This is a genomic window from Streptomyces sp. NPDC058371 (assembly GCF_042723265.1).
GTDB lineage: Bacteria > Actinomycetota > Actinomycetes > Streptomycetales > Streptomycetaceae > Streptomyces.
On the sequence record NZ_JBHXJC010000028.1, the window covers coordinates 27603 to 38714 of the forward strand.

The 11112-nt window shown below is 70.9% G+C and carries 13 protein-coding genes; 9 read left to right on the top strand and 4 right to left on the bottom strand.

The genetic code is table 11. The features are described from left to right. The first annotated feature begins 279 nt into the window (after positions 1-279). From ACFWM2_RS40195 to ACFWM2_RS40230, 8 genes are all read left to right on the top strand, one after another. Complete coding sequence (locus ACFWM2_RS40195) at positions 280-1407, top strand: ParA family protein (protein ID WP_383291305.1); 1128 nt, start codon at positions 280-282, stop codon at positions 1405-1407. After that, positions 1392-1952, top strand: a complete 561-nt coding sequence (locus tag ACFWM2_RS40200) for a hypothetical protein (protein WP_383291307.1) — start codon at positions 1392-1394, stop codon at positions 1950-1952. Before ACFWM2_RS40195 ends, ACFWM2_RS40200 begins: the two co-directional genes overlap by 16 nt. Positions 1953-1970: 18 nt before the next feature. Beyond that, positions 1971-3155, top strand: coding sequence for a segregation and condensation protein A (locus ACFWM2_RS40205; RefSeq protein WP_383291309.1), 1185 nt, complete (start codon positions 1971-1973; stop codon positions 3153-3155). Further along, complete coding sequence (gene scpB / locus ACFWM2_RS40210) at positions 3152-3808, top strand: SMC-Scp complex subunit ScpB (RefSeq protein WP_383291311.1); 657 nt, start codon at positions 3152-3154, stop codon at positions 3806-3808. Before ACFWM2_RS40205 ends, scpB begins: the two co-directional genes overlap by 4 nt. Beyond that, entirely contained in the window at positions 3808-5061 is a 1254-nt protein-coding gene (locus ACFWM2_RS40215; protein ID WP_383291313.1) for a pseudouridine synthase, read from the top strand. Before scpB ends, ACFWM2_RS40215 begins: the two co-directional genes overlap by 1 nt. A gap of 331 nt (positions 5062-5392) precedes the next feature. Beyond that, positions 5393-6154, top strand: a complete 762-nt coding sequence (locus tag ACFWM2_RS40220) for an NUDIX domain-containing protein (RefSeq protein ID WP_383291315.1) — start codon at positions 5393-5395, stop codon at positions 6152-6154. Next, entirely contained in the window at positions 6151-7173 is a 1023-nt protein-coding gene (locus ACFWM2_RS40225; RefSeq protein WP_383291317.1) for an ADP-ribosylglycohydrolase family protein, read from the top strand. Before ACFWM2_RS40220 ends, ACFWM2_RS40225 begins: the two co-directional genes overlap by 4 nt. Before the next feature lie 3 nt (positions 7174-7176). Then, positions 7177-7926, top strand: a complete 750-nt coding sequence (locus tag ACFWM2_RS40230; RefSeq protein WP_383291319.1) for a DNA polymerase beta superfamily protein — start codon at positions 7177-7179, stop codon at positions 7924-7926. On the opposite strand, the gene ACFWM2_RS40235 is transcribed toward ACFWM2_RS40230, so the two are convergent. From ACFWM2_RS40235 to ACFWM2_RS40250, 4 genes are read right to left on the bottom strand one after another with little or no spacing between them, the layout of a single operon-like run. Then, complete coding sequence (locus tag ACFWM2_RS40235; protein ID WP_383291321.1) at positions 7852-8595, bottom strand: DNA polymerase beta superfamily protein; 744 nt, start codon at positions 8593-8595, stop codon at positions 7852-7854. The genes ACFWM2_RS40230 and ACFWM2_RS40235 overlap by 75 nt on opposite strands. 22 nt (positions 8596-8617) lie before the next feature. After that, complete coding sequence (locus ACFWM2_RS40240; protein ID WP_383291323.1) at positions 8618-9052, bottom strand: Rieske (2Fe-2S) protein; 435 nt, start codon at positions 9050-9052, stop codon at positions 8618-8620. Continuing rightward, a complete protein-coding gene (locus ACFWM2_RS40245) occupies positions 9049-9633 on the bottom strand; it encodes a DUF6529 family protein (protein WP_383291325.1) in 585 nt (194 codons plus the stop codon). The genes ACFWM2_RS40240 and ACFWM2_RS40245 overlap by 4 nt, the downstream gene beginning before the upstream one ends. A gap of 25 nt (positions 9634-9658) precedes the next feature. Then, the gene (locus ACFWM2_RS40250; protein WP_383291327.1) at positions 9659-10321 is read right to left on the bottom strand and encodes a hypothetical protein; all 663 of its coding nucleotides are present in this window, start codon (positions 10319-10321) and stop codon (positions 9659-9661) included. Positions 10322-10553: 232 nt separating this feature from the next. Between ACFWM2_RS40250 and ACFWM2_RS40255 the strand changes: the two genes are divergently transcribed. Next, on the top strand, positions 10554-10979 hold the full coding sequence (locus tag ACFWM2_RS40255) for a YidB family protein (protein ID WP_383291329.1): 426 nt from the start codon (positions 10554-10556) through the stop codon (positions 10977-10979). The last annotated feature ends 133 nt before the right edge of the window (positions 10980-11112 follow it).

Sequence of the window (11112 nt, forward strand, 5' to 3'; positions counted from 1 at the left end):
CACTCGTTCAACTCGCCACGAACGTAACTCTTTAACCGATTCGCACACCCGGGAAACCTGCCGTGCGACGGCCCTACGCCCTTGACAGAGGGGTGTTCGGTTACCGACACATCGGGTCGGGTCCGGCGGATTGTGTTGCTGCGGACCGGTGACACGCCATAGAGTCGCCAACCGTCGGCATGGTGCCACGCTGACCTATCTAGAAGTTTCCTGGTCACCAAGGAGGTAAGACGACTTGTGAATGAGTCGACATTTACTCCCGGGGGTGGTCAACCAGGAATGCCGGCGCGGGGCCAGGGCCCCACGGGGCTCGAGGCTGTCGGCTCCGTCGCTGTCCGAACCTTCGCAGCGCAAAAGAGTCCCCGGATGACTCAGACAGCACACCAGAGCATGGATGGCCATCACGTGAACGCCATGGCCGGCAGCGGAAGTGGCGAGAACCACACCCACTTCGCCGACTACGACGAACTGCCCGAGGGGCACTTCTACGACCCCGACGCCGAGTACGAGCCCGATCCCGAGTACGCGGCCACGCTCGCGCCCGACGCTGCCCGTCAGCGCCGTGAGCGCATCGGCCCGACCGGGCGTCCGCTGCCGTACTTCCCGATCCCCGGCCCGCTGACCGACCACGGCCCCGCGACGATCATCGCGATGTGCAACCAGAAGGGCGGCGTCGGCAAGACGACGTCGACCATCAACCTGGGTGCCGCGCTCGCGGAGTACGGCCGCCGGGTCCTGCTCGTCGACTTCGACCCGCAGGGCGCGCTCTCGGTCGGTCTCGGCGTCAACCCGATGGAGCTCGACCTCACCGTCTACAACCTGCTCATGGAGCGGGGCATGGTGGCGGATGACGTTCTCCTGAAGACGGCGGTCCCGAACATGGACCTGCTGCCCAGCAACATCGACCTGTCCGCCGCCGAAGTGCAGTTGGTGTCCGAGGTCGCGCGCGAGTCCACGCTGCAGCGGGCGCTCAAGCCGCTGATGGCCGACTACGACTACATCGTGATCGACTGTCAGCCCTCGCTCGGCCTGCTCACCGTGAACGCCCTGACGGCGGCTCACAAGGTGATCGTGCCGCTCGAGTGCGAGTTCTTCGCGCTGCGCGGTGTCGCGCTGCTCACCGAGACCATCGAGAAGGTCCAGGAGCGGCTCAACCCCGAGCTGGAGCTCGACGGCATCCTCGCCACCATGTACGACTCCCGCACGGTGCACAGCCGTGAGGTGCTCGCACGGGTGGTGGAGGCCTTCGACGATCACGTCTACCACACGGTGATCGGCCGGACCGTTCGCTTCCCGGAGACCACCGTCGCCGGTGAGCCGATCACCACGTACGCCTCCAACTCCGTCGGGGCCGCCGCCTATCGCCAGCTCGCCAGGGAGGTGCTCGCCCGGTGTCACGCCGAGTGAGTCTGCCGGGGGCCGACGAACTGTTCCGTACCACCGGGGGAATGGCGCTCCAGGCGTCCACGCCCTCGCGTCGTAACGGCGAGGCCCGGGTGCCGGCTCCAGCGGGCGAGAGCGACGCGGCCGCCGCCGCGGAGGACGCGCCGCAGTCGGTGCCCGTGCAGGGCGGCGACGGCGAGGGCGACGAGCATGTGGCGGCCGACTCCGACTCCGACGCGGGCGAGTCCCGCAGCCGGGGCGCGGCCCCTGAGCGCCGACGTCAGCCGGCGCAGGAAGGTTCTGCCACCGGGCAGCCCGCACGCGGCAAGCGCGGGCGGGGCGCCAACCGCCGGCCCAGCGGTCGGGAGCGGCACGACGAGAAGATCACGGTGTACGTGTCCGCCGAAGAGCTCATGGATCTGGAGCACGCCCGTCTGGTGCTCCGCGGTGAGCACGGGCTGGCGGTCGACCGGGGGCGGATCGTCCGTGAGGCGGTCGCCGTCGTGCTCGCCGATCTGGAATCGCGCGGGGACGCGAGCATCCTCGTACGACGGCTTCGCGGGCGGTAGCGGTAGCCTGCGACGGCTATGACCTCGAACGACCTGCCTTCCTCCGCCGCCGGCTCCGCCGGGCGTCGGCGTGCGCTGGGGCGGGGGCCGGGGGTGGGTCCCGCGTCGCCTCCTGCCCCGGTGCCGGCTCCGGTTCCGATCGAGGAGCGGGTCGAGCCTTCGGTGGAGGCGGAGCCTGAGGCGTCTGCGGCTGGTCCCGGGCCCGGGCCTGACCTGTTCTTGGCGGAGCCCGAACTTGAGCCGTCTGTGCTTGGGCCCGCTGTGCTTGAGCCGCTTGCGGTGGAGCCTGAGCTCGAGCCTGCTGTGCTTGAGCCCGCTGCCCTTGAGCCCCTCGTGGTGGCGCCCGAGGCTGAGTTCTCCGGGGCGGAGTCGGAGCCTCCGGGGCCGGAGCCCGACGACGGTGTCTTCAAGGTGCGGCTCTCGAATTTCGAGGGGCCCTTCGACCTGCTGCTCCAGCTGATTACGAAGCACAAGCTCGACGTCACGGAAGTCGCCCTCTCCAAGGTCACCGACGAGTTCATGGCGCACATCCGGGCGATGGGGCCGGACTGGGATCTCGACCAGACAACCGAGTTCCTGGTCGTGGCGGCCACGCTGCTCGATCTCAAGGCCGCGCGGCTGCTGCCCGCCGCCGAGGTCGAGGACGAGGCTGATCTGGCGCTGCTCGAGGCACGGGACCTGCTCTTCGCGCGCCTGCTCCAGTACCGCGCGTACAAGCAGATCGCGGAGATCTTCAACACGCGCCTGGAGGAAGAGGCCCGCCGCTACCCCCGTACCGTCGGGCTGGAGGCGCATCACGCCGAGCTGCTGCCCGAGGTCGTCATCAGCATCGGGGCCGAGGGCTTCGCCAAGCTCGCCGTGAAGGCGATGCAGCCCAAGCCCAAACCGCAGGTCTACGTCGACCACATCCACGCCCCGCTGGTCAGCGTGCGGGAGCAGGCGGAGATCGTGGTGGCGCGGCTGCGGGAACGGGGCGAGGTCAGTTTCCGCGTGCTCGTCGAGGACACCGACGACGCCCTCACGGTCGTGGCCCGGTTCCTGGCCCTCCTGGAGCTCTACCGGGAGAAGGCGGTCGCCCTGGACCAGGAGGAGGCGCTGGGCGAGCTGATGGTGCGCTGGACGGGCGGCGACAGTGACGAGCAGCCGACGGTGACGGACGAGTTCGACAGGCCGCCCGAGCCGGTCAAGGAGGAGAAGGCGTGAGCGAGGAGACCACCGAGACCCCGGCAGGGCCGAACGCCGTCGCCGGCCTCGATCTCAGGCCCGCCCTGGAAGCCGTCCTCATGGTCGTGGACGAGCCCGCCACCGAGGAACACCTCGCGAAGATCCTGGAGCGGCCGCGGCGGCAGATCGCGGACGCGCTGCGGGAGCTGGCCGACGAGTACACCGTCCAGGGCCGCGGTTTCGAGCTGCGGCTCATCGCCGGCGGCTGGCGGTTCTACTCCCGGCCCGAGTACGCGGCGGCCGTGGAACGCTTCGTGCTCGACGGGCAGCAGGCCCGGCTCACCCAGGCGGCGCTGGAGACCCTCGCGGTCGTCGCGTACCGCCAGCCGGTCAGCCGATCCAGGGTCTCGGCGGTGCGCGGAGTGAACTGTGACGGCGTGATGCGCACCCTCCTCCAGCGGGGTCTGGTCGAGGAGGCGGGCACGGAACCCGAAACAGGTGCGATCCTGTACAGGACGACGAACTACTTCCTGGAGCGAATGGGCCTGCGCGGCCTGGACGAGCTCCCGGAGCTCGCGCCCTTCCTCCCCGAGGCGGACGCGATCGAGGCTGAGACGCTGGAAGGGGTCCCGTCGTTCGATCCGGACGCACCGGATGCAGATGCAGACGACACGACGACGACGGAACTTTGATGCGAAGCAGTGGCAGCGGCAGTGGCAGGAACAGCGGGCGCGGCAACCCCCGTGGGACAGGTGGGGGCGGTAACCCCCGCGGGTCCGGCGGAGGCGGCGCCTCTCGCGGGTCCGGCGGGGGTGGCGCCTCTCGCGGGACGGGCGGAGGCGGCGCTCCTCGCGGGTCCGGCGGGGGTGGCGCCTCTCGCGGTACCGGTGGGGGCGGCAGCCCTCGCGGGACCGGTGGGGGCGGCTCCCAGCCGAGGAGCGGGGGAGCGCGCGACGACAGGCCGAAGCGCGCCGGCAAGCCCCGTCCCGAGGAGCGCCGCTACGACGTGGGTCCCGCCGCGTCCCACGAAGGCCCGAAGTCGGGGCGCGGCAACGCGGCCCGCGGCGGCGCCAAGGGCGGCCCCAAGCAGGGCCAGCAGCGCGGCGGCCGTACGGAGCCCGCGCGTTCCCGTGAGTACGAGACGCGGGCCGAGGAGCGCAACCGCGACCGGTACGCCGGCAAGCCGGAGATCAAGACGCCCAAGACCCACCCCGGGGCCGAGCAGGAGGGCGAGCGCCTGCAGAAGGTGCTGGCGCGCGCGGGCTACGGCTCGCGGCGTGCCTGCGAGGAGCTGGTCGAGCAGTCCCGCGTCGAGGTCAACGGCGAGATCGTCGTCGAGCAGGGCATGCGCGTCGACCCGGAGAAGGACGAGATCAAGGTCGACGGGCTGACCGTGGCCACGCAGTCGTACCAGTTCTTCGCGCTGAACAAGCCCTCCGGTGTCGTCTCGACCATGGAGGACACCGAGGGCCGTCAGTGCCTCGGCGACTACGTGACGAACCGCGAGACGCGGCTCTTCCACGTCGGGCGGCTCGACACCGAGACCGAGGGCGTCATCCTGCTCACCAACCACGGTGAGCTCGCGCACCGCCTGACCCACCCCAAGTACGGGGTGAAGAAGGTCTACCTCGCGCACATCGTGGGCCCGATCCCGCGGGACCTGGGCAAGCAGCTCAAGGACGGCATCCAGCTGGAGGACGGTTACGCGAAGGCGGACCACTTCCGGGTCGTCGAGCAGACCGGCAAGAACTACCTGGTCGAGGTGACCCTGCACGAGGGTCGCAAGCACATCGTGCGCCGCATGCTCGCGGAGGCCGGCTTCCCGGTCGACAAGCTGGTGCGCGTCTCCTTCGGCCCGATCACCCTGGGCGACCAGAAGTCGGGCTGGCTGCGCCGCCTGTCGAACACCGAGGTCGGGATGCTCATGCAGGAGGTCGACCTCTAGCCTCTGGCGCTCGCGCACTCCGTCGGTCGGTTCCGGGTTCTTTCCGGGGCCGGCCGATTCGTTTTCCTCTGGTACGGCGTAGGGCCGGGCGTCTCTGGGCCCGCAAGGTCGCCAGGATCGCCGTACATGCGTGTCTGACGGCCCTGGGGGGCCGAGGGGCCGCCCGGCTGCCTCTGGGCCTCCGTAGGCCGGGAGAAGCGCCTGGGGGGCTGCTGGGAACCCCCGCCCCCTGCGCACCACGGGAATTGCGCGGCCCGCCCACGCCCAGGGGGTTGCGGCAGCCCACCCGCGCTCTTTATAGTCGTACTGACTATTAAAAGGGGGTGGGCGTGTGCGCGGAAGAGACGAAGGCCGGGCCTCCGGGGGGAGTGCGCCAGAGGGCTACGACAAGTACGCGTTCGAACCCTTCGCGGTCACCGTCGACCTGGCCGTGCTCACGGTGCGCGCCGGCGCGCTCCAGGTGCTGCTCGTCGAGCGGGGGCACGAGCCGTACGCGGGCCGCTGGGCGCTGCCCGGCGGATTCGTCCTGCCGGACGAGTCCGCGGAGGCGGCCGCCCGGCGCGAACTCGCCGAGGAGACCGGCCTGTCGGACCTCTCCGGGCTCCACCTGGAGCAGCTGCGCACCTACAGCGAGCCCGACCGCGACCCGAGGATGCGGGTCGTCTCCGTCGCCTTCGCCGCCCTGCTCCCCGACGCTCCCGAGCCGCGCGGCGGTGGTGACGCGGCGCAGGCCCAGTGGCTGCGGTACGACGCGCTCGACCCGCTCGCATTCGACCACGACCGGATCCTCGCCGACGCCCACGAACGCGTCGGCGCCAAGCTCGAATACACCTGTCTCGCCACGTCCTTCTGCCCGCCCGAGTTCACGCTCGGCGAGTTGCAGCAGGTCTACGAGACCGTGTGGGCCACCGCCCTCGACCGGCCCAACTTCCGGCGCAAGGTCCTCGCCACGCCGGGCTTCGTCGCACCGGTCCCGGGCGCCGCGCGTCTGACCGGCGGCCGCGGAAAGCCAGCCGCGCTGTACCGCGCGGGCGACGCCACCGCTCTGCACCCACCTCTGCTGCGCCCCGCCCCGGAAGGACGGCCCTCATGACCACCACGACCCTCGCGAAACGTGCCGCCACCGGAGCCCTGATCGGTCTCGCCCTCGGAGACGCGCTCGGTTTCCCGACCGAGTTCAACGACGTGCCCTCGATCCTCGCCAAGTGCGGGCCCTGGCGGCAGATGGAGCTGCCCAGGCCCGCGATCGTCACAGACGACACGCAGATGACCCTCGCGGTGGGGCACGGACTGCGTACGGCGATGGACCGCGGGCTGCTCGGGCCGCGGAGGCTGGAGCGGCCGCTGCGCGAGGAGTTCGTGGACTGGTACCAGTCGCCCGACAACAATCGCGCGCCCGGCCACACCTGCCTGGTCGCCTGCGGTCTGCTCAAGGCCGAGGGCCGACCCTGGCAGGAGGCCAGCCAGCCGCACTCCAAGGGCTGCGGGGCCAACATGCGGGTCGCGCCCCTCGGGCTCGTCCAGGGGCTCAGCGAGGAACAGCGCGCGGGCGCCGCACAGTTGCAGGCCGCCCTCACCCACGGCCACCCCACGGCGCTCGCCGCGTCCGACCTCACGGCGCACGCGATACGGCTGCTCGCGCAGGGCGCCGAGCCGACCGGGCTGATCGGACTGCTCCGCTCATACGCGTACGAGAACCGCAGTCGCTACCACTCCCGTTGGCTCGGCGACCTGTGGAGCCGCAGCGACGACCCGACCCCCGAGCGCTTCATCGCCCGCGGCTGGGACGAGTGCCTGGCCGTCCTGGACCGGCTCCGGGACGCCGTGCGCACCGCCTCGCCCGAGACCGACCCGTGCCTGGCCACCGGCGAGGGCTGGATCGCCGAAGAGGCGTTCGCCACCGGCCTGTTGTGCTTCCTGCTGTTCGTCGACGAGCCCGTCACCGCGCTGCGCCGGGCCGCCTGCACGTCCGGCGACTCCGACTCCATCGCCTGTCTGACGGGCGCCTTCGCGGGCGCCCACCACGGCTCGGACGCCTGGCCGACGGAGTGGGCCGACCGCATCGAGTACCAGAGCGACCTAGTCTCCCTCGGAGCCCTCTGGGACGCTTGACCCATGATCACCGCCCTGGACATCGACCTGACGCCCGTGGTGGCCGAGCAGCCCGACCCCGTGCTGTTCGCCACCGTCTCCGGCGCGCACCTGTACGGATTCCCGTCCCGTGACTCGGACGTCGACCTGCGGGGCGTTCATCTGCTGCCCGCGGCCGACCTGGTCGGACTGCGCGAACCGGAGGAGACGCGGTCGCGGATGTGGGACCGGGAGGGCGTCGAGATGGACCTGGTCACCCACGACGTGCGCAAGTTCGTACGGCTGATGCTGCGGCGCAACGGCTATGTGCTGGAGCAGCTCCTCTCGCCGCTGGTCGTGCACACGAGCGAGGCGCACGCGGAACTGGTCGCGCTGGCCCCCGGCGTTCTCACCGGCCATCACGCCCACCACTACCGGGGATTTGCCACCACGCAGTGGCGGCTCTTCGAGAAGACCGGTGAACTCAAGCCGCTGCTCTACACGTTCCGGGTACTGCTCACCGGCATCCAGCTGATGCGGAGCGGTGAGGTGCAGGCGCATCTGCCCACGCTCATCGGGCAGGTCGACGCTCCGGCGTATCTGCCGGACCTGATCGCCGCCAAGGCGGAGCGGGAGCACGGCGCGGCGGACGTCCCGCACGCGCGCGTGCGGGACGACGTGGAGCGGCTGCATGCCGTGCTGGACGAGGCGCAGGAGAGCTCACGGCTGCCCGATGCTCCGGCCGTGCACGACGCTCTGCACGAGTTCGTCGTCCGGGTCCGCCTGGCGGGCTGACGCGCGGCGGGTGCGGACCAGGAAGTCCTCGACGCGCGCGTGGTCCGGCTCGGGCGGCAGCGGACTGCGGGCCGAGGCCGCGTCCGCCTCCTCCGCCAGCCGGACCATCCACGCCTCGACCTCCGGCCAGGAGACCTCGCCCCGCTTCACCGCGAGCAGTGGTTCGCGCTGGTCGCCGACGTCGATCGTCAGGACGCCGGTGCGCAGGAGGTCCCGCGAGCTCATCAGCAGGCGCAGCAGGTGCATGGCGTGCTTCCAGCGGGGAGCGCCGTACTGGCGTACGTCGGCGTCGAGTTTCTTGCGCTGGCCCGCGGCATAGCGCGTGAACGTCTCGTGGACCTGTCGCGAGACGAAGGCCTCGCGGAGGGCGACCAGTTCGCGGCCCGTGGCGTCGATGTGCTCGACGAAGGGGGAGTGGAGGCACTCCAGGACGTTCGGGTTGGCCCGCAGGGCGAGGGTGCAGAAACGCTCCAGCTCCCAGCCGAACTGCTCCTCGGCCGGGCCCTCGACGTGGGCCGGGGGCTTGTCGAAGCGCCAGAACAGCGGTGTCGGGGCGAGGAACACGCCCCGACGATCCGTGTCACTGCCGTCCGTGGCCAGGCCGAAGGCACGGGAACCCATCACACAGGCGTAGATCGTGTGGTCGCGTACCAGGGCCTCGGGATCCATGCCCCGGAGCGTACGCGGCGCCTCATGCCTGGCGGATCGAATTTCCCTCCACCGCGATCTTCTCCGCGGGCAGCGGGCGCGTGGCCGGCCCGTGGGCCACCGAGGCGTCCGCGATGCGGTACTTGCTGCCGTGGCAGGGGCAGTTGATCGTGCCGTCCGACACGCTGCCCACCGTGCAGCCCGCGTGCGTGCAGACCGCCGAGAAGGCCTTGAACTCGCCCTTGTCGGGCTGGGTGACGACGATCTTCTGGTCCTTGAAGATCTTGCCGCCGCCGACCGGGATGTCGGTCGTCTTGGCGAGCTCGCCGCCGGCCGACGCCCCCGCCTTCGACGACTCGGTGGAGGACGCCTCCTGGGAGCTGCTGCTGCCGCCGTTGTCGTCGTAGTTGCTGCATCCCGTGAGCAGGGCAGCCGCGCCCGTCGCGAGAACCGTGCGTCGCGCCGAGGGGTAGGTCATGTCGTCACTCCGAAGGTGCGGAAGAACCAGAGAGCCGACGTCAGCCAGATGGCCGTGAGGACGGTGAACACGATTCCTCCGACGATCGGCAGCAGCCAGCCGGGCAGTCGCTCCGAGCGGAGCAGGAGCATTTTGGCACTGAATGCCCCAAAGAAGAAGCAACCCAGAAGCGAGTGCCACAGCACGCGCGGCTCGTACGTCTGATAGCCGAAGGCGTAGAGGCAGTGCACGGCCACCGGCACCGCCACCAGGAACGCGACCCGGCCCGACCAGCGGTGCAGCACCCCGGACCAGCTCGGCCCCGGCAGCCTGCCGTAGACCATGAACGCCGACACCAGCTGGACGACCGCGAAGCCGAACGCCGTTGTCGCCAGCCAGGACTTCACCGCGCCCGAGCTGCTGAAGCCGGCGAGGTTGAAGGCGGTCCCGGCCGGGTCGTGCACCTTGCCGTACACACCCAGGCCGACGGCGACCGCCGCGGCGACCAGGGCCGGGACGAGATAGCGGGTCGCGCGCGGGCGGCGGTGGGCCGGCTGGGGGGAGGGGAAACCCTGGGTGGCGGCGTTCGGATCCACGGTCATGAACGGCTCCCTGCGGAAGAGGCGGTCAGGGGGTGACGGGCCGGGCGGTGAGCTGCTTGCCGTCGATCGTGACGGCGCCGGTCGCCGGGTCGATCCGGGGCGCGGCCGAGGCCTTGCCGTCGCGGGTGAGGATGCCGACCTGCTTGCCGCCCGGCAGCACGATCCAGCCGCCGTCGAGCTTCGCGCCGCGCACGGTCGCCGTCGCCCGGTACAGCCCGGACGGCTTGATCGCCTTGTCGGCGGTGAAGCCGTAGTGCCCGCCGCCGATGTCGACGCTGCCGCGGATCCGCCGGCCGGCATCGAGCGTGCCGTTGAGCTTCGCGCCGTGCTTGCCGCTGAGCTTCATGCTGCCGTCGTCCTTGACGTCGCCCTTCAGCCACGACTCCTTGTCGTGGCCGTCGCAGAAGTACGCGATCGCCTTGCCGTCGCGCAGGGAGACCGCGACGGCGGAGGAGTCGTCGTCGGTGCGGCCCGCGTAGTCGGCGTTGGGCGGAGAGCTCTTCGACGGCTTTGGTGTCGGTGTCGGCTTCGGCGAAGCGGCGGGGGAGGACGCTCGTGGGGTCGCGCTCGGCGTCGGCTCGCTCTCGTACGACGAACCCTTCGTCCCCGTCGTCGCGTTGAGCGACAGCATGAACAAGCCGAGCAGCAGGCCGGTGAGAAGGGTGAAGAGGGGTCCGGAGCGCCTCATGTGTTTCTCCCCCGAATAGGGCCTTCTGCCGCGGGACTTGAGCCACGAGCCGTGGGTCACGAAGCGTGCGCCGCGAGCTTCCTGCCATGAGAGCGGACCCGCGCTCCCGCGTCCAGAGGCACACGGGTGTGTTCTCACTACAAGTGGCGTAATAGGGCGATTCGAGTGACATTGGCAGGGTCTGAGGCCGGGCGGTGACCGACCCCCGGCCGCGCTCTCGAAAGGCGTGATCATGGCGGGTAACGATCTCGGCAGTCTGCTCGGCGGCCTCCTCGGCGACGCCGGCGGTCAGGGCGGCGCCTCCGGCGGCGGCAACGTCCTGGGCGCGCTGCTCCAGTCCCTGGGCGGCGGCACCGGCAGCGCCAACGGCAGCAACCCGCTGGGCGGACTCCTGGAGATGCTGACCAAGTCCGGACTGGCCGACCAGGCGCAGTCGTGGGTCGGTACCGGCGAGAACAAGCCCGTGACCGGCGAGCAGGTCCAGCAGGCGCTGCCCGACGGCACGCTCCAGAAGGTCGCCGACCAGGCCGGCGTCACCCCCGAGCAGGCCGCGGACCATCTCGCGCAGTCCCTGCCCCAGGCGGTCGACAGGCTCACCCCCGAGGGGCAGATCCCCACCGGGTCCCTGGCGGACCTCGTCAAGGAGCAGCAGCTCTGAGCCGTGCCGGGGGGGGGGGGGCGGTTCGTTCGGGGGGGGGCGCGGCCCAACCCCCTTCGGGGTGGGCCCGCTTGTTTTTTTTCTTTCCCCCCCCCCCCAGCCCCCCAGAAAACACTCCCCCCCCTTTTTTTTT